The following is a 23200-nucleotide window of genomic DNA, read 5'->3' as shown; positions in this document are numbered from 1 at the left end:
TCCACATCATCAAGCACCGGCAATCCGTTCATGGAGTTCACCCTTTAGGCCGGCGCCTGGTAGCGCGGCAAGGACGTGTCAACGACACAAGTATTGTCGACCGGACAGACGGCGACACATTGCGGCTCGTCGAAATAACCTATGCATTCGGTGCATTTTGCTGATTCAATCACGAAGCTTCCCGCCTTCTCCGAGATTGCCACGTTCGGGCATAAGGGTTCGCAGGCTGAGCAGCTCGTACATTGCGAGGCAATGATCTTGAATGGCACATAACCTCCCTACGCGGCAGAGATCAGGGCTCCTTGCCGAATCGACGCGTCGCCGCGCTTCGCGTGCTGGATCTCACCGCTTTTCACCCTGTCGAGATAGCACCGGAACCAGGCGACCGCCGACTTCTCGATGAACTCATGCGCGTATTGATCGATCGGCTCGATTCCAGCCTTGATCAGATTGCTTTTCGGGCAACCGCCGATTTTGGCCACAAACACCGCATGGCAGTCATGGATGCTTCGGATGATGGTCGAAAGCCTATCCTCCTCGCCATAATCGCCCTGGCAGTAGGCGTCCACCCGGCGGTGGCCGACGAATTTTGTGCCCGAAGTGGAAAGTTCGTAGATTTGGAATTCCTTCGCATGTCCGAAGTGCTCGTTGATTAGCCCCGAGCCTTTGGTTGCGACTGCCACCAGAAGCGAGATCTCACTCGCTTCCCCAGCCAATTTCCCGAGCTCGGCTTTGCTGGCCGCGGCTTTGGCGGCACGCTCATCCTCTAGGCGGTCTTGATAAGCCTTGCGCATCTCGAGGTCATATTCGATGTCCATCTTCATGACCTGATCGGTGGTAAACTCTGCGCTGCGATCCTCTCCGAGCAGACCCACAGCATCGGCCCGGCACTGACGGCAGTGCCGCATCATAATTATCTCCCCTTCACAAGAATCTTGCAGCGCCTTCAATTCCCGCGCTGTCGGCCCGCGCTGACCGTTGAGGCCAAATACTGTGCCGTACTCGGGTGCGGAGATCAGCGGCATGATATTGTGGAGGAAGGCGCCGCGTGACTTCACCGCCTGGTTGACTTCGACCAGGTGATGGTCGTTGATATGCGGGATCATCACAGAGTTGACCTTGCACAAGATTCCCCGTTCGCTAAGCATCTCCAGGCCTAGCAGCTGGCGATCAGTGAGTATCCTTGCCGCGTCAATTCCGGTGTAGCGCCTGTGGTTGAAGAAAATCCAGGGATAGATCTTGGCGCCGATTTCGGGATCGATCATGTTGATGGTGATCGTGACATGGTCAATCTTGGACTTGGCGATGACGTCAACGTAATCTGGCAGACTCAGCCCATTGGTTGACAGACACAGCTTAATGTCCGGAGCCGCTTTGGCGACGAGTTCGAACGTCTTGAACGTCTTTTCTGGATTGGCCAGCGGATCGCCGGGACCGGCGATGCCAAGCACGCTCATCTGAGGAATAGTGGCGGCTACCACAAGCACTTTCTTTACCGCCTGCTCAGGCGTGAGCTTCTCGCTCACCACGCCCGGGCGTGATTCGTTGGCGCAGTCGTATTTGCGGTTGCAGTAATTGCACTGGATGTTGCAGGCTGGCGCCACCGCGACGTGCATGCGGGCGTAATGATGATGCGCCTCTTCGCTGTAGCAGGGATGGTTCTTCACCTTTTTCCAGGTCTCGGTCGGCAGATCGCCTTGCCCCGCCCGCGAGCCGCAGCTCGCTTGGCCGATGTTGGACGAGGTGCGGCAGCCCTTATGCTCGGCGGTCGGCTGCACCATCTTGCCGGCATCTACCGCAGCTTTGGCATATTCGCGCCCGACGACCGCGTTCATTTTCCACTTCTCCCTGCAGGCAATCATCGGCTTCTCAGGATCAGCCCGAGCGCCTCAAGAAGAGCAGTAGCAACTCACATGCCATCGCGGAGACGCTGACATTGCAGCCATGCGCCAAAGTGTTAGCGGGAACATTGACGCCAACGCATACAGGAAAAACGATCATGCGTATGCAGGAAACGCGACAAGTACGTCGTGTTTCTGCCGCCGAGCTCCACGGCCGCGTGCATTCATTTACCCGCCAGGCTCGCGCGCCCGGCTCCCATCCCTATTGGCTTTGATGCGATGCGGCCTCTCACAACAGGCCAATGCGAGCTGGGCGATCCGGCTTCGCAACGCCATTAACGGGCGAGCAGTATCTCGACCGCGCGAGGCAGTGCAACCGCAAGCGGTGTCAAGCCTTGCTCACGTAGAAAACGGAGCTCATTGCGTGAAAGTGCATCCACGTCAATGATCGCATAGTGCGTGTTGGCCGACCGTTTGATGATTTGCCGGGCGTAGCTACGCAACAGTTGATCGTTAAAGCGACAACCGAGAAAGAGAAAGCTCTGTCCGATCCGCCTTTGCTTGATGATGTCCGGAATAGGTGTCTGGATGTCGATTTCGGTCAGCACCTCGACATAATCGGAGTCGGAAATCAGGAAGTTCTTTGCCGGCTGCACGCTGCCGTGCGGCTTGTACAACACCGTCGCCCAGCCGTCCGCTACGATACTGTCGACCTCCTGGCCAGCCGGGTCATAAAAGCGATACCAGCGATTCTCGCCAATGCCGGCGCGGGTGGTACCCTGCACTTCGCCCCATCCATCGTGCTTGTCCAGCGCCGCTGCGCATCGACCCATCATACCAAGTGTCAACTATGATGGGCAGTGACAGAGACGCAAGATGATGGTGCAACGGGATCGGCGCGACCGGCCGAGCGAAGGCGTGCGCCATCAATGCCGTCACTGTGGAGCGATTTTTGCTGATCTCGATGTGCTGCGCCGCGGCCCATACGTTACCCTTGGCCCGCCGCGGCAGCGCAACCTTGCTGCCGAAGAAATCAGATAACGCCTCGGGGGTCGTCGGCACGTCGGGTCTCGACAGTTCGGCGAGGCCAGGACCGAGATAGGGAACAACGCTCGCAGCCCTCAGCCCGGCAGTGACGTCCGCGAGAATGGCCTTAGCATCGGTCGCGTGGACAAAATCGATTTGCTGGGTCGTCTTCACGGATCGTCACCGTTTTCGCCCCGTTTTTTGGCGTTGATTGTCACCGGCAAGCGCGTATCGCTTGCCATCTGCGGCAAATCGAGCACCCAGCCATTAGCTATTTTGATCCAGCCGCCCCATAGCGTTTCGTGCTCGGATTCCACGATCGGCTCTTCGAGATCCTTTTTCGGCACGTAGATCGACAGGCCCGCGTCGGGGGAGCGGCGGATCATGATCTTCACGAACTCAACTCCCCCGAATGCGTAGCATGGTTGGTCAGACTGGCAGACTCCCGCAAGTTGGCGCGCAGGCGAGCCACGATGTCGGACAGTACGCATACGACCTCATCGACCTCCGCAACAGAGGTTTCACGCGACAGGGAAAAACGCACCGCGCCGCGCATGCTCCGCGATGGCACCTGCATAGCGCGCAGAACATGCGACGGCTCCATTGAGCCGGAGTTGCAAGCTGATCCCAGCGACACGGCAATGCCCGCACGATTGAGATGATGGACGATAGCTTCGCCATCGAGATCATCGAAGGCGATATTGGCCGTGTTCGGTAGCCGGTTGCTGGCACCGCCGAGCACCGCGCACTCGCCATTGTGCAAAATCCCCTGCTCCAGGCGGTCGCGCAACGCACCAATGCGAACACGCTCCGGCTCGAGCCGCTCGACCGCCAACTCCGCAGCTTTTCCAAGACCGACGATGCCGGGGATATTCTCAGTTCCGCCGCGGCGCCGATGTTCCTGCGGTCCGCCCGAGATCAGCGGGCGGAATTTTGTCCCTTTGCGCAGATAGAGCGCGCCGATCCCTTTCGGGCCATGCAGCTTATGCGCTGAAAGCGACAGCATGTCCACCGCACTATCCTTTAGGTCAACACGTATCTTACCTATGGCCTGGACCGCATCTGTGTGAAACAGCGCGCCTGCCTCACGGGTCAACCCGGCTAGAAACTCCACCGGAAAAATCGTACCGGTCTCGTTATTAGCCCACATGATCGAGACGATCGCTGTGCGTGGACCGAGCGCGCAGCGAAACGCCTCGACGTCGAGCCGGCCGCGGGAATCTACGGGCACGATATGCGTCTTGACGCCTTTCGTCGACAATTGCTCGACCAGCGAAAGGATGGCGGAGTGCTCAACCGAGGTGGTGACGATCTCGTCGCGGTCCTCCTGGGTCGCAAGCGCCGAGAGGATGGCGGCGTTATTCGCCTCGGTCCCACCGGAGGTAAAAACGATCTCATGATCGTGGGCATTCCCCAACAGATCCTGCAAGCTACGGCGCGCCTGCTTCATCGCAATCGTGACCTCGCCGCCAAAGGCATGGCTGGATGACGCATTGCCGAATTGCTCGGTGAAGAAGGGCAACATGGCTTGCACGACGGATGGATCGGTCCGCGTCGTCGCATTGTTATCGAGATAAATCGCCACTTGCCCCTCGCTCAATCTCATGCCTTGGCTGCGGCAGCAACCGGGATGACAGACGAATTCGCCTAGCCTATCGGCAAGCCACGCCTGAATGCTTTCCAGCGACCCGCCCGGAAGCTTGCAGAACGCGCAGGCACCAGGCTGACCGTGATCCGCTGCCATCGAGCCGAATCAGCCGACTGTGGCCGCCGCGTTGCAAAATGGATCGGATAACCTCGATTACAGCGCGAATACGCAGTTCTCGGCCGTTCGCGGCTGTCCGCAATTGCCTCAGTTGCTCTGATTCAGGCAGCATGCTTGACGTCTCTTCCAGCCTAGCTGAACGATTTTCCGCAGGAGCAACTCGAGGCGGCGTTCGGGTTATGAAAGGTGAAGCCCGGGCTCTCCAGCGCCATCGCGAAATCGATGGTTGTACCGACCAGATGCTCATGGCTCTTGCTGTCGACAAACACCTTCAGGCCACCGCACTCGATCACCTTGTCGTCGGGCTTCGGTTCCTCGGCCAGACCCATCCTGTATTTGAACCCGTTGCAGCCACCTGCTTCGACCATAATGCGCAGGCCACTTGCCGGCTGCGTCGATGATGATATCGCGCTCTTGACCGCATTCACCGCGCTATCCGTCAGGTTGATCATGACTTATCCTTCATCTGCTCAGGGCTGCCTGCCAATGGCAAGTCATGTGCCAGCATGCAGACGTTTGATGATGTTCACCTTTTCGGGTCGTGCCTGTCGGCTTTGGAACTCGTGTCGAATTTCCGACAAGTCGGCTTGATGCGGTCGGAGCCATTTACGTCCCTTCCTTGCAAGCAACGCCGAAGACTGCTGCGCACGGGCGGCAAGCAATTTGCATTGCGTCTCGCACCGGCCAGCGCGTCGGTTAAACGCTTAGATCGAGGACGATTTTAATGACTGCAATCGAGAACACCGCACTCGGTAGACTTGAGAAGGAGGGCCGCCTGCTCAATGCCGTATTCAAAGGCGGGACCATTAAGCCTGGCCGGTTCGGCTTTCGCGGCGACGTCGCACTGAAATTCCAGGCCCAAGTCGCGGACGAGAAACGGCCGCCGGACTATTCGATCGAGCAGGTTCTGACCATCGCGCAGGACGGAGAGCAAACCATTCCGGTGCTGGCCGGCTATCTGCATTCCTTCGCGTATCTTGCCGACGTTGCAGGCGTGCTGGACGGCGCGCTAAGCCGCGACGGCAGCTACTTCATGTTCTGCAACAATATAGATCTGCTGGCGAAATACCGAGTCAAGCTTGGCAATGCTACGTTCCACGTCCTCCCGTGCGATGAGTCCACAGTTTGGAAGGAGATGATGGACCTGGTCGGGATCAACAAGGACGACATCAAGAAGCTCGATTCAGGTGGCAAGCTTGATTACCTGCTCGATGCGGCAAAGAATCTCGATCTGTCCTATGACGAGATCTCGTACGAAGATGGACTGAAGAGGATGGAACCCGTCAAGAATCGCAACGAAAATCGACCGGTCTGAGCGCAACGGTTCATTCGTTGGAGGGCGCATCGCCTTCGACAAGACGGACGCCGACGGCGCAGATATCGCCGTCCAGCACTGTCAACGCGATCGGCGTCAGCGCTCTCCCCTTACATGGACCGTCGACGCACCGCCCGGTGCCGAGTTCGAAGGTCGATCCGTGTTTGCCGCACATCAGCCGGACACCGCATGGATCGAGGAATTCGTTTCGTTCCCAATCTAGATTGACGCTGTCGTGCGGGCATTTGTTGATATAGCCAAACACCTTCTTGCCCCATCGGATCACAACGATGGACCACGGCCGTTGATTGCCCTCGTCATCGATGACCATAAGATGGAATCCCATGGCCCGGCGGCTTGGAATATCTTTAAAGCTGCAAATCGCGTAGATGACATCTGACTGCATTCATGGCTCTTCCAACTAACCAACTGCACCAAAAATCTGGCAACGCGGACCTGCAGGCGCGGACACCGGAGTTCTTGTCAAGAGATGTGCCGGCCTTTTCTCGCCAGCTGGAGCGACATTGTAAACTCAACCCGTCGCACGCTGCGATCGTCCATCAAGAGTTGGCGGCCAGCGTCTTCAGCCGTTTTGATCTCTAGCCTAGGTGGCAACGGAGCGCACGCTGCAGGCGTACGCTCCCTAGGCGGAGACTATTGCGCCGGCGCGTGCAGTCAGGAAAAGCCGGTCATCTTCCGCGCGGGTGTCGAGATCGCGCCTGCTTTACCCCATGCGCAGTCCTTGAAGGTAGCGCTCCAGGTAGAACGATGGATCATCGTCGGAAGAAGCATTTGATTCGATGCTGGTTGCAGCATCGGAATCATTGTCCGCTCCTTGTACTTCGTCCTCTACTACTTTGGAAAGATACTTCGTAGGCCTGTCTACTCGCTGCCACTGGCTGTTCTCGTTCTTTGTCCACACTTCGGGATGCCGATTAGGATCAAGCACCCAGTCATTATCACCCACGTGAACAAAGCCCATTTCCCCTAGGCGGCGTTCCATGCCGTCCAAGGCAGGACGTGACAGGACCAACGGATTAGCGCCGTCGATTCGCAGTTGATGTTCCAGCAGAATATCGCCCGCGTTCTCGACCAGCGGATGAGTCACCCGAAGGTCCACCACAGATGTGATATCGTCGCGCCCAAACTGCCGGCGAAGACGTTCTTCATTGATCTCAACCGGGCCGCTTCCTACTCTTAGAAGGCCAACACTTTCGTCACCCAGTTGATAGCTGTAAAATTTCGCCTCTATGTTCGGATCATCGTATTTACTGGAATAGCCTCCGGCGACCATTGCTGCGCGCTCAGCTTTCTTGGATACGAAACGCGAGTATTCTTGTGGGTTACTAACGATGTCCCTGATGTCGCCACCCAAATATCTCCTCACTCCTTCCATGAAGGTAGATCGGTCTTCGATCTCTATAATGGGCGGATCGGAATCGTTAGAATACGGCGCCGACGACGATCCACCTGACTCGATGCCCGCAACTGTTTCCGCAAAGCGGGGGCTATCACCAGCCTCTCCCGATTCATCAGCTTGGCTAGCGCGTGTAGACTGGCTGGATGAGCCGACGATTCTGCCATACATCAGATCGCTTTCCTATCGGCAAAATTGCACCTGTTGAGCTCGTGCCGCGCGAGCTCGCGGACGAGAATAAGTAACTTAGCTGACTACAAGCTGACCCATAGGCGCAGAGCATCTGTCCGAAGTCCCACACAACGAGCAGTTATCCGCGCGACCGGCAAACAACCGCCAGTCATCAAGCCGCAATCTATAGGCAGGCATTGCATGATCCCCTCGACGGTCGATCCATCAAGGACTGGCTTAACGGCACAGGTCTACACCACCATCTCTTCGTCATTGAGACAACAGCAGGTTGGAACGCTTAATGCGACTATTCCCTCGCATATATCGCGCCAGCCGCGAGGGGGACCTTGCCGTCACTCAGGCAGCTTCTGCTGTGGCTAGAACGTGTGTCTGGCAATTCGTCGGGCAAACCCTGCCGCAGGCACCGCATCCGATGCAAGCGCCCTGATCACTCAGAACCATGACCTTCTTTTCGATCTCATCGTCGTCGTCGAGATCGACAAGTTCGCCCTCTTCGTTGATTCCTTTCAACGTCATGACGTCTCGACCGCACACCTTGAAGCAACGGCCACAGCCAATGCAATTCTTGGCATCGATCGAGATCAGGTAATCCGGCGTCCAGTCACGGCCATCGCGCGTTGCAAATGACATGCTTCGAAACCCTTCAAGTTTTTTCTAGCGATTTCAAATCATGGCTCTTGCGTTCAAGTTCGGCATAGGCATCGTGCGCCTCCTGCGCTACCACCATGATCGAAGTCCAGTTGATGGGAAGTTCTTCTGAAAGGTCGTGCAGATCCATTTTTGCTTGCAGCGCTTTGGCTGACAACTTCTTTAGTTCTGCCTTCAGTGTTTCACGATCGCTCATGAGTGCCCTCAATAGTTTGCAACGTCCGGAAACTTCCGAATAAAGTCGATTCCGCCCCTGACATATTTGTCGCCCTCCTCTGCGAGTTTTGCGAGATTATCGAAGCCGAAGCGATGCACATCGCGCAGCTGCTTGTTCACTGCGATCAACCGACCTCCGATCAGCACCATGCGGCCAAAGCCTTCATGATGCATCTTCAGCATCGGCTGGATCATCACGCCCGTTTCCTTCTCAATTGAGAGTGCGATCGCATTGAAGAACAGCTCCAGCCGCCACAGGGTATCGGGATCAGGATCGCCGACAATCGGTATTGCACGCCGTTTCTCCTTGTCCAAGATATAAGGTTCGAGCAGGTCGAAATCGCTCTTGGCCTCCCAGGCTCCGTTGGTATCTTGAGCGCGCCATATCTTGACTAGCTCCTTGAGGAAGGGCCCATCGAGGGTGCCGCCCTGCCGCTCTTTTTCTGCTGCCTCGGTCATTTCACCTCATCCGTCGAACTCGAATGTGCGCCGTTGGTCCTTCGCCAAGGCCTTGCGGAGCCAAGGCGGCGGCGTGCCCTTCAGGACGTGCTCGAGCTTTTCGAGCAGCACAAGGATATTTTCTGGCTTGCTTACCTTGATGGGATGGATGTTGTTGGCGACCACCCGCGCAGCGCCTGCACCGCCGATGGCCGCAACGTACAGGATTGCGCAATCCTTGATCGCTTCGATCTTCGGAGCCAACTTGTCATCGTTGCCGTCTTCCGCGAGATCTCCCTCGAACTCAACCGCTTTGAGAAACACGTGTCCGTTTGGCGCGACATCGTAGATGGCGATATTCTTTGCCCAACCAAAATGGGCATCGACGCGTCTTAGGTCTTGTGTTGCGAATGCGACCTTCATGCGATCGCCCTCTCAGCTGCACTGCGATGGCCCGACATTAGTGGCAGTGCGGCCGACGCGCGCCATTTATCGGGCGTCGGCTGATGGTTTTCCTCGCGGTCCGCGATCACAAGATTGGCGATATCGAAGATCAGATCCCGCGTGCCACGATAACCGATGGTTAGTTGGTGCCCCGCGCCAAGCCGATCGAACATCGGAAAGCCGGCTCGATAGAACGGAATTTTCAGCCGAGCCGCCGCTTGCCTGCCATGCGAATGCGTGATCAGCAGGTCGCAATGCTTGGTTCTGGCAACCTCTTCCAGATCCTCGAGATCGCCAATCAGCACCTCCTCCGTCTTGATGCGTTCGATCACCGCCGACTGCGTGGTCGTCACGGCCGCAGTCACGTGCGCGCCCATGTCGTGCAGCATACTGGAGAGGTCGAATAGGAGATCTGGCTCGGCCGCGATCGCAACTCTACGACCGCCAATATGGAAGTGCGCGTCCAGCATTGCATCGGCAAGTTGACCGCGCAGGCGCCGATATTTCGGTGGCACGGGGCGGCCGCTGATCTCGCTCAGAAACGTCATGAAGTCGTCGTTCGGACCGAGACCGCACAGGCGTTCGAACAGGCGAAATGGCACGCCAGTCTTGGCCTGCATGAGCTCTGCTGCTCGCCGCATCTGCGCGCCGACTGCAATGGTCCACCCGGCGCGGCCCATGCTCGCAATCTCGTCGACGCCGATGCCGCCGATGGTCGTTGCCGTAAACTCGTCGGGGATATGCCCATCGAGCGACCCCGCCAGATCAGGCAAGAAGGACGGCCGCAACCCAAAATCCTCAAGGATGGCGCGGAGTTCATCGAGATCACCCGGCGTGAGGTGACATCCTGGAAGAACATTCACCCTCGATGGATCGCGCAGGCCATTGACATTTGACCCTTCCACCAGCAACTCCACTGTGCGCGCCACAGCCTTCTCCCAGCCGTCCTGGAATGCTCCCTTGAAATCAGGCGTCGAGACATAGACCAGCGGCAATTTCGCAAGTTGCGGATGCTTGTCCCTGATCAACTTGAGGTAGGCATCCACATCGTCTCCATTGGTCTCGGTGACGCCGGTTGAGCAGATTCCGATGATCTTTGGCTTAGTACGGTTGTAGATATTGAGTATCGCTTGCTCGAGATTTTCATAGCCGCCGAGCACGGTCGCAACCTCGCTCATTGCGGTGGTCTGCAGAGGTACAGCCTCCTTGAAATGCCGCACAAAGAGCGTGAGCCCGAAGGACGTGCAACCTTGTGAGCCGTGCAGAAGCGGCATCGCTCCACATATGCCCATGAAGGCAAATGCGCCGCCGATCGGCTGGCTCATCTTCAACGGGTTAACGGCGCATGCTTTTGTCGGCACCATGGCGATGGCCATGACATCTCCCTATTCGGCGGCCTGCAGCCCAGCGAGCGGCGTGGACGCCAGGACGTCCTCGATGCGTCGCTTGCAGCAGCCACCGAATGCATTTGTGTGGTCTCTGACTGCCTCGACGCTCGTCAGGCCATGCGCGTAGATCGCATCCTCGATTGTGCCGAGATCGACGGTATTGCAAAAACAGACCTTCCTCCCGCGCCGCGCCGCCTCCGAGACCGCCGGATCGCAGGCGATCGCGGCGACCGGTGATTTCAACTGCACCATCGCCTTGGCCAATGCCTCCCAGGGCGCCGGTCGGCGTAACTGCTCCCACATCGGGTTGGAGAGCGACTTATCGATCTCCTCCACTAGCTTGACCATTCCGACATAGCCCATATAGGCGTGGCAACGCTCCTGGTTGATATCGAGCCAGGGCATCGCCGCCTTCAGTGCAACGAACTGCGATTTGCCGCCCGAGAGCATGATGTCTGCCTTAGCGTCCTTCAACAGCTTGTACATTTCGCGGGGCGTCATATCCTCGATCATGTGAGCATCCTGCCCCATGAGCAGCTTGATGCGTTCCTTGTCCTCCCTTGTCGATTTCTTCACACTGGTTCCGACCAGTTCGAGGCCGGCTTCCTGTAATGCCGCAACGACTGACCATGACTTGACGCCGCCGGTAATCAACAAAGCCTTCTTGCCTGTGATTCGTGGCTTGTACGGCTCGATCGCAGCCCACGCCCTCGCTTCCTCGCGTGCGATCACAGCTTCGGCGCGCCCGAGCAGATCTTTCGGCGCGCCGCGCTCAACCAACAAGCGGGCAATCTGACGCAACGAATCGCTTGAGTCCTGAATACCGTAGAACGACCCTTCGAAGAACGGGATCCCGTAGCGTTCCTTCATCTTGCGTGCGACGTTGACCATGGCCTTCGAGCACACCAACATCGCCGCCCGCGCACGATGGGATGAAGCGACCTCGCGATATTTGCCATCGCCCGAAATGCAAGAGAGAATCCGGATGCCAAGCTCATCGAACAACGGCTTTACCTGCCAGAGTTCGCCCGAGAGATTGTATTCGCCGATCAGGTTGACATCGTACGGTGTGGTGTAGTCCGGCTCTTGCGTTCCGATCACATAATCGAGCAAGGCCTCGCCGGCGAGCTTGTTACCAAGGTTCTTGGAACCAACGAACCCCGGAGAATTGATCGGGATCACCGGCTTGCCGAACCTTTGCGAGGCCGCCTTACAGATTGCGTCGATATCGTCCCCGATCATGGCCGGGATGCAGGTCTGATAGACGAAGATCGCCGGCGGGTCGTATTTATCGATAATCTCCTTGATCGCTTTGCAGAGCCGATTCTCGCCCCCGAATACGATATCGGTTTCGCTCATATCGGTTGTGAATGCGGTGCGCCACAGACTAGAGCCGGAAGACGCCGCGCCGCGATTGTCCCACGAATTGCCCTCGCACGCGATCGGACCATGCACGAGGTGAACGACGTCGGTAAAAGGCTGAAGCGCAATCTTGGCGCCATCGAAGGCACAGCCACCCGCAGCGCTGCCCGGCTGCAGTTGCTTGGCGCAGCCCTTCTTGCGCTCAGCCTCCGACTTACTTCCATTCTTGGCGCAGCCCGGTTCGCTGAAAATACCCTGGACCGTGGCCGCTAGCGAACTCATCAGCATTTTCCTCTCAGCGGAAGCAAATTTCAATGTCAACCATCCTGCGCGCGTGCCATCGCCGCGTGTTTCGTCGACGGCACGCGCACTGCCCGTCATTAACGAATGATGTCGAAACTGTAGTCAGTTTTGCCAAGAACGCTGGTCTTCTTGTCGATTTCGTCGAAGATCTTGTCGAGGATCTTCACCAGCACATTCAGGCCGCCCTGATAGCCCCATACAGGGAAGCGGTGATGGTGATGCCGATCAAAGATTGGAAAGCCGATGCGGATCAATGGCGTTCCAGTGTCACGCTCCAGGTACTTGCCATGGGTGTTGCCAATTAGAAAGTCGACCGGCTCTGTGAACAAGAGCGAGCGCATGTGCCAGAGGTCTCGTCCCGGATAGGCTTGGCAAGCCTGTCCAAATGGCGAGCCGGCAAACAGCGCCTGCATTTTTTCCTGCCACGCCTTGTTGCCGTTGGTGGACAGCACATGAGTTGGCTCGGCGCCGAGTTCGAGCAGAAAGGCAGCCAACCCATAGCAGAGATCTGGATCGCCGTAGATCGCGAACTTCTTGCCATGGATATGCGCGCTGGAATCCGCGATAGCATCAACCAAGCGGCCACGCTCTCGCGCGAGTTGCTCCGGAATCTCCTTGCCGCTGATGCGTGATAAGGCCACGAGAAGATCATCCGTCGCGGATACACCTACCGGGTAATTGAAAGACACAACGTCCTGTCCATGCTCGGACACGAACGGCAGCGTTTTTTCCGTACACCATTGCTGCATGGAGATTGTCGCCTTGGCGTGAATCGCGTTGGCCGTGTCCTCCAGCGTGGTACCGCCGTCATACATCCGGAACTCGCCATCAGTCGGGGTATCAAAGACTTCAGAGTTATCGGCGAGAATCGTGTGTTTGATGCCCATCAACGCTAAGATTCGCTTGATCTCACGAAGGTTTCCAACGGTATTGCCATCGAAACCGCCGATGATGTTGATTGCCTCGTTTGGTTTGCGCTCCAGCTTCGGCGCCGTTCCGGCCTTGCCGTTCCAAAAATGCTCGAGAATGCCCTTGAGTGCGTTGTCATAGCCGGTGACGTGGCTGCCGACGAACGCTGGAGTGTGCGCGAAAGGCACGTCGAACTCCGCCGGAACCGAGCCTTTTTCCTTTGATGTCTTGATGAAGGCGTTCAGGTCATCGCCGATCACCTCGGCCATGCAGGTCGTCGAGACCGCAATCATCTTGGGTTTGTACATGTTGTAGCTGTTGGCGAGGCCATCGATCATATTGTTCAGCCCCCCGAATACAGCGGCGTCTTCCGTCATCGACGAAGACACGCAGGAGCTCGGCTCCTTGAAGTGCCGCGACAGATGGCTGCGGTAATAGGCCACGCAGCCCTGCGAGCCATGGACGAAGGGCAGCGTGCCCTCAAAACCAACCGAGACGAATACGGCGCCAAGCGGCTGGCAAGCCTTGGCCGGATTTACCGCAAGCGCCTCCCGCGCGAAATTCTTCTCGCGATATTCGGGCGTTTTCGTCCATTGCTTGATACGTTCGACCTCGGCAGGATCGCGGGGATTCTCGAACATCTTCTTGTCGGCCAGCATTTGTTGGTATTCTGGACCGCGGAACAGTTCGAGATGATCGAGCACATGGTCTGCACTCTGCGCCATTGTTAAGATCCTTCACTATCGAAATGATGTCGCCCAAGCTCTCCGCAGAGAGCGGGATTGGTCGCTCTATTGTGGAACCAAGTGCTTGTTATTCTGCAGCCAAGAGCTTCGGCTTCGCAGCTTCCTTCCAGGGGGCCTTCGTCTTCTTCCAGATCGGCGAGTTGACAGCCATGTCCATGTCCCGCGCGAAGATCGCAAAGCCGTCATAGCCGTGATATGGACCGGAATAGTCCCAGGAATGCATCTGCCGGAACGGCACACCCATCTTTTGAAAAACATATTTTTCCTTGATGCCCGAGCCAACCAGATCTGGTTGGACCTTTTCGACGAAGCGCTCGAATTCATAGCCATTGACGTCGTCGTAGATGAGCGTGCTGTCCTTAACGTAGTGCTGGGCGGTGCGCTGATAATCGTCGTTGTGGCCGAACTCGTATCCGGTGCCCACGACTTCCATGCCGAGATCCTCGTACGCGCCAATCACATGACGTGGACGAAGCCCGCCGACGTACAGCATCACAGTCTTGCCCTCCAGGCGGGGGCGATATTTTGCAATTACGGCGTCCACCAGTGGCTGGTATTTTTCAATTACTCGTTCGGCGCCTTCCTTGATCTTGTCGTCGAAATAGCCCGCAATCTTGCGCAGCGATTCTGCGATCTTCGACGGTCCGAAGAAGTTATACTCGCACCAGGGGATGCCGAACTTCTCCTCCATGTGGCGGGAGATGTAGTTCATGGAACGGTAGCAATGCAGAATATTGAGCTTTGCCTTCGGCGTTGCTTCGAGTTCGGCGAGGGAACCGTCGCCGGACCACTGCGCAATCACCCGCAAGCCCATTTCTTCCAGCAGAATTCGCGATGACCAGGCATCGCCGCCAATATTGTAGTCTCCGATGATCGCAACGTCGTAGGGCGTCGGCTGGAACTTTGGTTCGTCGTCGGGCTCTAGCTTGTCGAAGATCCAATCGCGCACCGCGTCATTGGCAATGTGGTGGCCAAGCGATTGCGACACGCCGCGAAAGCCCTCACAGCGAACAGGCACGATGGTCTTGCCGCCGTATTCCTTGGATTTCGATCTTGACACGGCCTCGATGTCGTCCCCGATCAGTCCGATCGGGCATTCCGATTGGATGGTGATGCCGTTGTTGAGCGGGAACAGCTCCTGGATTTCGTCAAGGACTTTGATCAGCTTCTTGTCGCCGCCAAATACGATGTCCTTTTCCTGGAAGTCGGAGGTGAACTGCAGGGTCACGAAACTATCGACGCCCGTCGTGCCAACATAATAGTTGCGACGCGAGCCCCACGAATACTGACCGCAGCCGACCGGGCCATGGCTGATATGGACCATGTCCTTGATCGGTCCCCAGACCACCCCTTTGGATCCTGCATAGGCGCAGCCTCTGATTGTCATCACACCAGGTATTGATTTGATGTTGGACTTGACCCCGCAGTCCGACTTGCCGGCTTGGTGAACGTTGAGGTGCTTGGCACGCCGTTTCGCGGTCTTCTCCGGATAGACTTTCAGCACCTCCTCGATCAGCTCTTTGTTGCGAGCCCTGATTTCTGCGATGCTCTGGGTCGTGGCGAGACTCATGCTGATGTCCTTCAAGAATTGGCTGTTGCGGGAGCAGCTTCTTGAACAAGACTGCAACGAGCATGCCAGCGCGGCGCGAGCACAAAAAGCATAATAAATAAAAACAGTTAGCGCGTTTCGTCCGATGGGGCTGGTTGTTGTTGCGAAGGCGACATCGCGCTTTGCACGGAGAATTCTTCGTCTTGGCCCTGTTCGAAATGGAACAAGGCCTGGATAGGCTTCAAATTACGTCGCAATTCTCGCAGCCGCGGAATAGCCGTTGTTTGCAGCACCTAGCAATCGCGCTCGGTCGGAAGCGGCCAGTAATAAGTAAAGCCGGCTGGGCGGCTCCGGCTTGCCAATACCACCTATGTTTGCCGAGACGACCGATGCTTATCATCAGCGATGACGATGATGATCTTGTGCATGACGTCATCGCCTGCGGAGGTCGATACAAGCTGCCTAGCCACTTAGACGTGGCCCACGCGCCGGCTCACGAGAACAGCTGCCGCGCCTTGATAAGAGCACGGACAAGCGCATCAATCTCTTCGCATGTGTTGTAGAGGCCGAAGGACGCACGGCACGTCGCCAGAACACCGAAGCGCTTGAGCAGCGGCATCGCGCAATGGGCCCCTGCCCGCACCGCTACACCCTCCCGGTCGATGACGGTGGCAATATCGTGCGCATGGGCACCCTTCATATCAAACGAGATGATCGGCCCCTTCTCGGCCGGTGTCCCGACCATGCGCAGGGAATTGATGTCCCCCAGCCGCTGCTGAGCGTAAGCAAGCAACCCGCTCTCGTGCTCGCGGATCTGCTCCTTGCTTATCGAATTGATGTAATCCACAGCCGCCCCCAGACCGACCGCCTCGACGATCGGCGGGGTACCCGCCTCGAACCGGTGCGGCGGATCACCATAGATGACGCCGGCACGTGAGACCTCACGGATCATCTCGCCGCCGCCATTGAAGGGTGACATCAACGCCAGATGCTCAGATTTGCCGTAAAGCACGCCGATGCCCGTCGGACCATAGAGTTTGTGGCCCGTCATCACATAGAAATCGCAATCGATGTCGCAGACGTCGGCGTTCAAATGGACGCATCCTTGCGAACCATCGATCAACACCGGGATACCACGATCGTGCGCGATGCTCACCACCTCCTTTACCGGCAAGACAGTCCCGAGCACATTCGACATGTGTGTGATCGCAACCATCTTGGTGCGCCGGGTCAGAAGCTGCTCAAATTCATCCAGCAGGAAGTTGCCGTCATCATCCACTGGCGCCCATTTGATCACCGCACCGTGCCGTTCCCTGAGAAAATGCCACGGCACGATGTTGGAATGGTGTTCCATCACCGAGAGAACGATCTCATCCCCTGGGGTGACGCGTTCGCGGCCGAAGGTCTGGGCGACCAGATTGATTGCCTCTGTGGCGCTGCGGGTGAAGATGATCTCTTCGCATAGATGGGCGTTCACAAATCGAGCCAACTTGGTGCGGGCGCCTTCATACGCCTCGGTCGCCGCGTTAGCGAGGTAGTGCAAACCGCGATGTACGTTGGCATATTCGCTTGAGTACACCCGCATCATGCGGTCAAGTACCGCCTTCGGCTTCTGCGCCGAGGCAGCATTGTCGAGATAGACTAGCGGCTTGTCGTAGACCGTCATGCTCAGCGCTGGAAAGTCCGCACGCAGCCGGTCAACGTCGTACCTGCCATTGCTCATCGCGGGATGCATGCTCATCGCCGCGCCAGCAGCCAGTGTTCAGCTTGCGCGCTCACAAGATCGCGCAGATTTTCGGTAGCGATTTCCTCAATCGGCTCACCCAGGAATGCTTTAATCAGCAACGCCTGCGCGTCCTTCTCGGATAGACCGCGAGCGCGCATATAGAATACGAGAGCGCCGTCCAGCGCGCCTAATGTCGATCCATGACGGCAAGTCACGTCCTCGGCAACGATTTCAAGTTCGGGCTTGTTGTCGGCCTCGGCCTCGTCGGACAGAAGCAGCGCTCCCGTCGTCAGCGTGGCGTCCGTTTTCTGCGCGCCGGGACGAACGACAATCCGGCCTTGGAACACCGAACGACCGCAATCGTCGACAACCGCACGGAACTTCTCCCGGCTGGTGCAATGAGGCACGGCGTGGTCGACGACGATTGTCGTGTCGACGTGCTGCTTGTGCCTGATGAGATTGACCCCGTTCGCCGAAAGCTCGGATCCCTCGCCGGCCAACGTGACGAATCCCTGATAGCGACTGATGGAGCCGCTGCAGGTCATGCTGAAGAGATCAAGCCTCGCCCCGGCGCCGACCGCGATGATCCCTGACGAGATGTTCACCGCGTCAGCAGCATCGGCTGCTAGTCGGATATGCGAAAGGCTCGCCTCGTCACCAACCAGGACGATGGTCGCATCGTTGGTCTGATAGGCGCTCGTGCCTTCGGCCGAGACAAAGCTTTCCAGCACCGCCGCATGCGCGCCTTGGCCGAGCTGCAGATAGGAACGCGTGAAGGTGGACACCAACGATCCGGTTGCGACGTGAACGATCTGTATCGGACGTTTTACCGCTCTGCCCTCAGCGATCGAAATTACCAAGCCATCGGTCGCCATTGCCGCATTGAGCGAGATCACCGCGTCAGTCGTCGTCGACAGCACCAGAGCGGCTATCGCGCTATCGGCAGAATTTTCCAGGACCTCTCGGAGCGACCGCACATCGACCCCGTTTTCTAGCCTGCCGACATCGGAAAGCTCGGGGGCGAATATACCATCCACCAAGACGAGCTTGACCGCCTGATCGGCTGCCGCTTGCTTAACCGACCTCGCTGCGCGCACCAGCGCAGCCGCATCGGGTCGCGGAGCGAGTGGAAGGACCTCGCCAATCAGGGCGCGCAGATCGGTATATTTCCAAGCCTCGATGCGCCGATGCGGGAGGCCGGCACGCTCGTAGGCCTCAAATGCCCTCGCACGAATATGCGCGACGGGCCCGGAGCCAGGCAGCCGTCCATGCGCCGCGGCGAAGAGATTGCCCATCGCGCGCCCGGCGGCGGCTTTGGCCACAATTTGCTTCATCGGGAAGTTCCTTGAGCGGTCACGCCGCGCCTTCGAATTGGGCGTAGCCACAAGCCTCAAGCTCCAGCGCGAGTTCCTTGCCGCCGCTCTTCCTTACCTGCCCTTTCGACATTACGTGGACAACGTCCGGCTCGATGTAGTCGAGCAGCCGCCGATAGTGGGTGATCACGATCATCGCTCGTTCCGGCGAACGCAGAGCGTTGATGCCGTCCGCGACAATCCGCAGCGCGTCGATATCGAGGCCGGAATCTATCTCATCCAGGATGCACAGGCTCGGCTCGAGCAGCGCCATCTGCAAAATCTCGTTGCGCTTCTTCTCGCCGCCGGAAAATCCGACATTGAGGCCGCGCTTGAGCACGCCTTCCGGGATGTTGAGCGACTTAGCGACCTCGCGAACTCGTTTCAGAAAATCGGGGGTCGAAAACTCCATTTGTGCGCGCGCCCCACGCTGGGCGTTGAGCGCCGCGCGGAGGAAGTTCATGGTGGTCACCCCGGGAACTGCCACCGGATACTGGAATGCAAGAAATACGCCCTTGGCGGCGCGCTCGTCTGCTTCCATCGCGAGTAGGTCTTCATCCTTGAACAGGATTCGACCAGTGCTCACTCGATAGCCAGGCTTGCCGGAGATAATGTGGCTGAGTGTGGACTTTCCGGAGCCGTTCGGCCCCATGATCGCATGCACCTCACCCGCATTGACCGTAAGATCGAGGCCGCGAAGAATTTTGCAGTCCTCGATACCGGCATGCAAATCTCGAACTTCGAGTAGCGCCATTGTGATCTGACCCCTGAAATGCGTCATCCGGAACGCAAGCCGCAATCGGGAGGGCTCGCGGAACGTTTGGTTATCCGACGGATCCCTCGAGCGAGATTGAGATCAACTTCTGCGCTTCCACCGCGAATTCCATCGGCAATTTTTGCAGAACGTCTTTCGCGAAACCATTGACGACGAGGCCAATGGCCCGTTGCTCGCTCAAACCTCTCTGCGCACAATAGAACAGCACGTCCTCGGAGATCTTCGACGTGGTCGCCTCATGCTCGAACGTCGCCGAGGAATTCTTGGCCTCGACATAGGGCACGGTGTGCGCGCCGCATTTGTCGCCGATCAGAAGCGAGTCACAAGCGGTATAGTTGCGCGCGCCGGTTGCCTTGCGATGCGCGCTGACCAGGCCGCGATAGGTGTTCTGCGACTTGCCGGCGGCGATGCCCTTCGAAATGATCCGGCTCGACGTATCCTTGCCGAGATGGATCATCTTGGTGCCGCTATCGACCTGCTGGAAACCGTTCGAGATCGCGATCGAGTAGAACTCGCCGCTCGAATTGTCGCCGCGCAAGATGCAGCTCGGATATTTCCAGGTGATCGCCGAACCGGTCTCGACCTGGGTCCAGGAGATCTTCGAATTACGACCACGGCAGTCGCCACGCTTGGTGACGAAATTGTAGATGCCGCCCTTGCCTTCCGAATTGCCCGGGTACCAGTTCTGCACCGTCGAATACTTGATCTCGGCATCGTCGAGCGTGACGAGCTCGACCACGGCGGCGTGCAGCTGGTTCTCGTCGCGCTGCGGCGCGGTGCAGCCCTCGAGATAGGAGACGTAGGAGCCCTTGTCGGCGATGATCAGCGTGCGCTCGAACTGGCCGGTGTTGCGCTCGTTGATACGGAAATAGGTCGACAGCTCCATCGGGCAGCGCACGCCCGGCGGGACGTAGACGAACGAGCCGTCAGAGAACACCGCCGAATTCAGCGTCGCGAAGTAATTGTCCGAGGTCGGCACCACGGTGCCGAGATATTTCTGCACCAGCTCGGGATGCTCGCGGATCGCCTCCGAGATCGGCATGAAGATCACGCCGGCCGCCTTGAGCTCCTTCTGGAAGGTGGTCGCGACCGAAACCGAGTCGAACACGGCGTCGACTGCGATCTTGCGGTTCGGCGTCTGCTCACCACCGGGCGGCGGCTCGACGCCCTCGAGGATCGCGACCTCGCGCAAGGGGATGCCGAGCTTCTCGTAGGTCTTGAGGATTTCCGGATCGATCTCGTCGATCGAGGACAGCGTCTTCTTCGGCTTCGGCGCCGCGTAGTAGTAGATGTCCTGGTAGTCGATCTTCGGATAGTCGACGCGCGCCCAGGTCGGCTCGGTCATGGTCAACCAGCGGCGATACGCCTCCAGGCGCCATTCCAGCATCCAGGCCGGCTCATTCTTCTTTGCGGAGATGAAGCGGACGGTGTCTTCCGACAGCCCCTTCGGGGCCTTGTCGGACTCGATCAGCGTCTCAAACCCATATCGATACTGGTCGACGTCGATGCGCCGGACGCGCTCGATCGTCTCTGGCACGGCTACCACTGCCTACTCCGCTCGCGCATGGACGACTTCAGTCGACGATGGTTGCTCCGCGCCGCCTCCGCTGATCGCGCACGTTACGGGACCAGCGAGTAAGAGAATCAGATGATCGATCCAGGCAGCTGTTGCCGTCGCTCGAGTCTTCATCATGTTTTGCACCGGCCCCCCTCATCGGCCACCCTTATGCCGGCACGCAGGTATCGGGCACTGGGCAAACGACAGCGCATCGCGGCGCGTCAAAATGCCCCTCACATTGGGTGCACTGGGCCGGATTGATGACATATATGTCGTTCTTCAGGCTGATCGCGGCGTTGGGACATTCGAACTCACATGCGCCGCAGACGGTGCACTGGGATGCGATTATCTTGTAGGCCATCACTGCGATTCCATAAGCAAAAGTGCGGGACCACTTCTTGCTTTCAAGTCTTATGCCAAAGATCTTAGGCTTGATTTGTCTCGGCTATTTTCCAAAGCGCATCTCGCCGCCTCAACGGTTGTCGCAAATGCGACAATCGGCATCACGGCGGCTTGATCTGAACGCCTAGTTTGAGCTCAAGTCGATCCGGCGGCGGTCAGCCGGCGAGGTGAACCGCGCCCGCCGACTCAAAGGCATGATCCTTCGCATGGCCGCGGTGGCGCGGCTACAATCGGGCACCGCCTCTTCCGAGTGCTCTGCTGCACATCGGTTCTCTCACCGAACAGAGCGGATCGAGCTACAGCGCGACGATGAAGAGCTGGTGCAGTCGTCGCCGGTCCGCGTCTCCGCAGCACAGCCAGAAACGTCGCGGCGATCGCGCAGATAAAGTCGCTTCGATGATCGCATGCCTTCAGAGCAAGCCGCTGCAGGCAATATTCACTCTCCGCGGATTACCGGCAGGCCTGCATTCTATACCCTGTATGGGACGAAAGTGGTTTTTCTCGCATGCGGCCACGACTGCGAGCCGAGCGCGATCGTCTGGGATCCTTCGCTCCGCGTTCCAAAGAAATCCCAGCGGTGCTGAGCAGATTGATAGAGCCGAAAAAAAAGCCACCCCGAAGGGTGGCCCAAGTCAGGGAGGAAACGCCCGTGTGGGGCCTCTCTGATCAGGCCGCAGCCTGTTCGATCGGAGAGAAGGGAAGTCCGAGGCTCTCGGCGACGGCCTTGTAAGTTAGCCGGCCCCGATGGACATTAAGGCCCGCGCGCAGGTGCGGATTCTCGAGCACGGCGGAAAAACCCTTGTTGGCCAGAGCTAAACCAAACGGCAGCGTGGCATTATTCAGTGCCTGGCTCGAGGTCAGCGGAACAGCGCCGGGCATATTGGCCACGCAGTAATGAATGATACCATCCACTTCGTAAGTTGGATCGGCGTGAGTGGTTGGATGCGATGTCTCAAAGCAGCCGCCCTGATCGATGGCGACGTCCACGATGACCGCCCTCTTGCGCATTGAGCTCAGCATGCTCCGGCGCACCAGCTTCGGCGCGCTCGCTCCTGGAACGAGCACCGCACCAATTACCACATCCGCCGCAAATACCTCCTCCTCCACGGATTCAATGGTGGAAAACCTGGTACGAACGCGCCCTTCGAATAGCTCGTCCAACTCGCGGAGCCGGGGTATCGAACGGTCGATGACGGTGACCTCTGCGCCCAAACCGGCCGCCATGCGTGCCGCGTGCGTGCCAACGACGCCACCTCCGATCACCACGATCCGAGCCGGCTGAACACCGGGCACTCCACCGATCAACAGCCCTCGTCCACCTGCACTCCGCTTCAGCGCGCTACCCGCCGCTTCGATCGCAAGCCTACCTGCGACCTCGCTCATCGGCGCCAACAGTGGAAGACCACCATGGGCATCAGTTACGGTCTCATAGGCGATCGCGGTGCACCCGGATTTTAGGAGCCCTTTGGCCTGCTCCGGATCTGGCGCCAGATGCAGGTAAGTGAAGAGGATCTGGCTCTCCCGCAGCTGGCTCCATTCGGATTGCTGAGGCTCCTTAACCTTTACGATCATCTCGCTCGATGCGAATACCTCGGCTGCGGAATCCAGAATCGTTGCGCCGGCGGCGCGATAATCGTCATTGGTTGCACCAATGCCGGCGCCGGCATTGGTCTCGATCACGACGCGGTGGCCCGCTGCCACGTATTCGCGGACGGCTCCAGGGGTAAGGCCCACGCGATATTCGTGCGCCTTGATTTCCTTGGGGACTCCGACCTTCATTTGAAAACTCCCTGCCTGGAGGGCCTTTTTAATCGCAAGAGCACAGCGA

Annotated in this window: 22 protein-coding genes and 1 pseudogene; 1 reads left to right on the top strand and 22 read right to left on the bottom strand. The window is 58.1% G+C overall.

Going from position 1 to position 23200, the window contains the following annotated elements:
- Positions 1-44: 44 nt before the first annotated feature.
- From ACVWY5_RS04890 to ACVWY5_RS04865, 6 genes and pseudogenes are all read right to left on the bottom strand, one after another.
- Positions 45-269 carry a 4Fe-4S binding protein gene (locus tag ACVWY5_RS04890; RefSeq protein WP_080667217.1) on the bottom strand — a complete coding sequence of 75 codons (225 nt, stop codon included), beginning with the start codon at positions 267-269 and terminating at the stop codon, positions 45-47.
- 9 nt (positions 270-278) lie between these two features.
- Positions 279-1835, bottom strand: a complete 1557-nt coding sequence (nifB, locus tag ACVWY5_RS04885) for a nitrogenase cofactor biosynthesis protein NifB (protein ID WP_028336713.1) — start codon at positions 1833-1835, stop codon at positions 279-281.
- 341 nt (positions 1836-2176) lie between these two features.
- Positions 2177-3041 (bottom strand): annotated as a pseudogene (locus ACVWY5_RS04880) (SIR2 family NAD-dependent protein deacylase).
- A complete protein-coding gene (gene nifT, locus ACVWY5_RS04875) occupies positions 3038-3262 on the bottom strand; it encodes a putative nitrogen fixation protein NifT (RefSeq protein ID WP_028336714.1) in 225 nt (74 codons plus the stop codon). The pseudogene ACVWY5_RS04880 and the gene nifT overlap by 4 nt, the downstream one beginning before the upstream one ends.
- Complete coding sequence (gene nifS / locus ACVWY5_RS04870) at positions 3259-4473, bottom strand: cysteine desulfurase NifS (RefSeq protein ID WP_038377807.1); 1215 nt, start codon at positions 4471-4473, stop codon at positions 3259-3261. Before nifS ends, nifT begins: the two co-directional genes overlap by 4 nt.
- Before the next feature lie 290 nt (positions 4474-4763).
- Positions 4764-5084 (bottom strand): HesB/IscA family protein, encoded by a 321-nt coding sequence (locus ACVWY5_RS04865; protein WP_028336716.1) that lies wholly within the window; start codon positions 5082-5084, stop codon positions 4764-4766.
- 272 nt (positions 5085-5356) lie between these two features.
- Here ACVWY5_RS04865 and ACVWY5_RS04860 point away from each other — a divergent pair, with 272 nt between their 5' ends.
- Positions 5357-5947 (top strand): hypothetical protein, encoded by a 591-nt coding sequence (locus ACVWY5_RS04860; RefSeq protein WP_028336717.1) that lies wholly within the window; start codon positions 5357-5359, stop codon positions 5945-5947.
- A 10-nt stretch (positions 5948-5957) separates the two neighbouring features.
- On the opposite strand, the gene ACVWY5_RS04855 is transcribed toward ACVWY5_RS04860, so the two are convergent.
- The 16 genes from ACVWY5_RS04855 to ald form a co-directional block, all read right to left on the bottom strand.
- Positions 5958-6353 carry a Rieske (2Fe-2S) protein gene (locus ACVWY5_RS04855; RefSeq protein WP_028336718.1) on the bottom strand — a complete coding sequence of 132 codons (396 nt, stop codon included), beginning with the start codon at positions 6351-6353 and terminating at the stop codon, positions 5958-5960.
- Between the two features lie 318 nt (positions 6354-6671).
- Positions 6672-7535: a hypothetical protein gene (locus tag ACVWY5_RS04850; protein WP_028336719.1), complete on the bottom strand. Its 864-nt coding sequence runs from the start codon at positions 7533-7535 to the stop codon at positions 6672-6674.
- 357 nt (positions 7536-7892) lie between these two features.
- Positions 7893-8186 carry a ferredoxin III, nif-specific gene (fdxB, locus tag ACVWY5_RS04845; protein WP_028336720.1) on the bottom strand — a complete coding sequence of 98 codons (294 nt, stop codon included), beginning with the start codon at positions 8184-8186 and terminating at the stop codon, positions 7893-7895.
- A gap of 13 nt (positions 8187-8199) precedes the next feature.
- The gene (locus ACVWY5_RS04840; protein WP_028336721.1) at positions 8200-8400 is read right to left on the bottom strand and encodes a CCE_0567 family metalloprotein; all 201 of its coding nucleotides are present in this window, start codon (positions 8398-8400) and stop codon (positions 8200-8202) included.
- Positions 8401-8408: 8 nt separating this feature from the next.
- Complete coding sequence (locus ACVWY5_RS04835; protein WP_028336722.1) at positions 8409-8879, bottom strand: NifX-associated nitrogen fixation protein; 471 nt, start codon at positions 8877-8879, stop codon at positions 8409-8411.
- Positions 8880-8885: 6 nt separating this feature from the next.
- Positions 8886-9281 (bottom strand): nitrogen fixation protein NifX, encoded by a 396-nt coding sequence (gene nifX, locus ACVWY5_RS04830; protein ID WP_028336723.1) that lies wholly within the window; start codon positions 9279-9281, stop codon positions 8886-8888.
- Positions 9278-10678, bottom strand: coding sequence for a nitrogenase iron-molybdenum cofactor biosynthesis protein NifN (gene nifN / locus ACVWY5_RS04825; protein WP_028336724.1), 1401 nt, complete (start codon positions 10676-10678; stop codon positions 9278-9280). Before nifN ends, nifX begins: the two co-directional genes overlap by 4 nt.
- 9 nt (positions 10679-10687) lie before the next feature.
- Positions 10688-12334: a nitrogenase iron-molybdenum cofactor biosynthesis protein NifE gene (nifE, locus tag ACVWY5_RS04820; RefSeq protein ID WP_028336725.1), complete on the bottom strand. Its 1647-nt coding sequence runs from the start codon at positions 12332-12334 to the stop codon at positions 10688-10690.
- Positions 12335-12432: 98 nt separating this feature from the next.
- Positions 12433-13989 (bottom strand): nitrogenase molybdenum-iron protein subunit beta, encoded by a 1557-nt coding sequence (nifK, locus tag ACVWY5_RS04815; RefSeq protein WP_028336726.1) that lies wholly within the window; start codon positions 13987-13989, stop codon positions 12433-12435.
- A gap of 88 nt (positions 13990-14077) precedes the next feature.
- Positions 14078-15580: a nitrogenase molybdenum-iron protein alpha chain gene (nifD, locus tag ACVWY5_RS04810; protein WP_028336727.1), complete on the bottom strand. Its 1503-nt coding sequence runs from the start codon at positions 15578-15580 to the stop codon at positions 14078-14080.
- 472 nt (positions 15581-16052) lie between these two features.
- Complete coding sequence (locus ACVWY5_RS04805; RefSeq protein WP_028336728.1) at positions 16053-17300, bottom strand: cysteine desulfurase; 1248 nt, start codon at positions 17298-17300, stop codon at positions 16053-16055.
- Positions 17297-18619, bottom strand: a complete 1323-nt coding sequence (gene sufD / locus ACVWY5_RS04800; protein WP_028336729.1) for a Fe-S cluster assembly protein SufD — start codon at positions 18617-18619, stop codon at positions 17297-17299. Before sufD ends, ACVWY5_RS04805 begins: the two co-directional genes overlap by 4 nt.
- A gap of 19 nt (positions 18620-18638) precedes the next feature.
- Positions 18639-19391 carry a Fe-S cluster assembly ATPase SufC gene (gene sufC, locus ACVWY5_RS04795; RefSeq protein ID WP_028336730.1) on the bottom strand — a complete coding sequence of 251 codons (753 nt, stop codon included), beginning with the start codon at positions 19389-19391 and terminating at the stop codon, positions 18639-18641.
- A 70-nt stretch (positions 19392-19461) separates the two neighbouring features.
- A complete protein-coding gene (gene sufB, locus ACVWY5_RS04790; RefSeq protein ID WP_028336731.1) occupies positions 19462-20958 on the bottom strand; it encodes a Fe-S cluster assembly protein SufB in 1497 nt (498 codons plus the stop codon).
- 178 nt (positions 20959-21136) lie between these two features.
- Positions 21137-21331: a 4Fe-4S binding protein gene (locus ACVWY5_RS04785; protein ID WP_080667218.1), complete on the bottom strand. Its 195-nt coding sequence runs from the start codon at positions 21329-21331 to the stop codon at positions 21137-21139.
- Positions 21332-22038: 707 nt separating this feature from the next.
- The gene (ald, locus tag ACVWY5_RS04780; RefSeq protein ID WP_028336732.1) at positions 22039-23151 is read right to left on the bottom strand and encodes an alanine dehydrogenase; all 1113 of its coding nucleotides are present in this window, start codon (positions 23149-23151) and stop codon (positions 22039-22041) included.
- Positions 23152-23200 lie beyond the last annotated feature (49 nt).

It is taken from the genome of Bradyrhizobium sp. USDA 3256, assembly GCF_054058275.1.
The sequence above is the reverse complement of the archived record's forward strand: the minus strand, read 5'-3'. Positions and strand labels throughout refer to the sequence as shown.

What these genes read in the sequence shown, in the direction of transcription:
- ACVWY5_RS04785 (WP_080667218.1), bottom strand. Translation starts at nt 21,331, where the DNA reads ATGGCCTACAAGATAATCGCATCCCAGTGCACCGTCTGCGGCGCATGT.
- nifB (WP_028336713.1), bottom strand. Translation starts at nt 1,835, where the DNA reads ATGAACGCGGTCGTCGGGCGCGAATATGCCAAAGCTGCGGTAGATGCC.
- sufD (WP_028336729.1), bottom strand. Translation starts at nt 18,619, where the DNA reads ATGAAGCAAATTGTGGCCAAAGCCGCCGCCGGGCGCGCGATGGGCAAT.
- ACVWY5_RS04865 (WP_028336716.1), bottom strand. Translation starts at nt 5,084, where the DNA reads ATGATCAACCTGACGGATAGCGCGGTGAATGCGGTCAAGAGCGCGATA.
- ACVWY5_RS04860 (WP_028336717.1), top strand. Translation starts at nt 5,357, where the DNA reads ATGACTGCAATCGAGAACACCGCACTCGGTAGACTTGAGAAGGAGGGC.
- ACVWY5_RS04805 (WP_028336728.1), bottom strand. Translation starts at nt 17,300, where the DNA reads ATGAGCATGCATCCCGCGATGAGCAATGGCAGGTACGACGTTGACCGG.
- fdxB (WP_028336720.1), bottom strand. Translation starts at nt 8,186, where the DNA reads ATGTCATTTGCAACGCGCGATGGCCGTGACTGGACGCCGGATTACCTG.
- nifN (WP_028336724.1), bottom strand. Translation starts at nt 10,678, where the DNA reads ATGGCCATCGCCATGGTGCCGACAAAAGCATGCGCCGTTAACCCGTTG.
- ACVWY5_RS04840 (WP_028336721.1), bottom strand. Translation starts at nt 8,400, where the DNA reads ATGAGCGATCGTGAAACACTGAAGGCAGAACTAAAGAAGTTGTCAGCC.
- ACVWY5_RS04835 (WP_028336722.1), bottom strand. Translation starts at nt 8,879, where the DNA reads ATGACCGAGGCAGCAGAAAAAGAGCGGCAGGGCGGCACCCTCGATGGG.
- ACVWY5_RS04855 (WP_028336718.1), bottom strand. Translation starts at nt 6,353, where the DNA reads ATGCAGTCAGATGTCATCTACGCGATTTGCAGCTTTAAAGATATTCCA.
- ACVWY5_RS04850 (WP_028336719.1), bottom strand. Translation starts at nt 7,535, where the DNA reads ATGTATGGCAGAATCGTCGGCTCATCCAGCCAGTCTACACGCGCTAGC.
- nifS (WP_038377807.1), bottom strand. Translation starts at nt 4,473, where the DNA reads ATGAGATTGAGCGAGGGGCAAGTGGCGATTTATCTCGATAACAATGCG.
- ald (WP_028336732.1), bottom strand. Translation starts at nt 23,151, where the DNA reads ATGAAGGTCGGAGTCCCCAAGGAAATCAAGGCGCACGAATATCGCGTG.
- nifK (WP_028336726.1), bottom strand. Translation starts at nt 13,989, where the DNA reads ATGGCGCAGAGTGCAGACCATGTGCTCGATCATCTCGAACTGTTCCGC.
- nifX (WP_028336723.1), bottom strand. Translation starts at nt 9,281, where the DNA reads ATGAAGGTCGCATTCGCAACACAAGACCTAAGACGCGTCGATGCCCAT.
- nifD (WP_028336727.1), bottom strand. Translation starts at nt 15,580, where the DNA reads ATGAGTCTCGCCACGACCCAGAGCATCGCAGAAATCAGGGCTCGCAAC.
- nifE (WP_028336725.1), bottom strand. Translation starts at nt 12,334, where the DNA reads ATGAGTTCGCTAGCGGCCACGGTCCAGGGTATTTTCAGCGAACCGGGC.
- sufC (WP_028336730.1), bottom strand. Translation starts at nt 19,391, where the DNA reads ATGGCGCTACTCGAAGTTCGAGATTTGCATGCCGGTATCGAGGACTGC.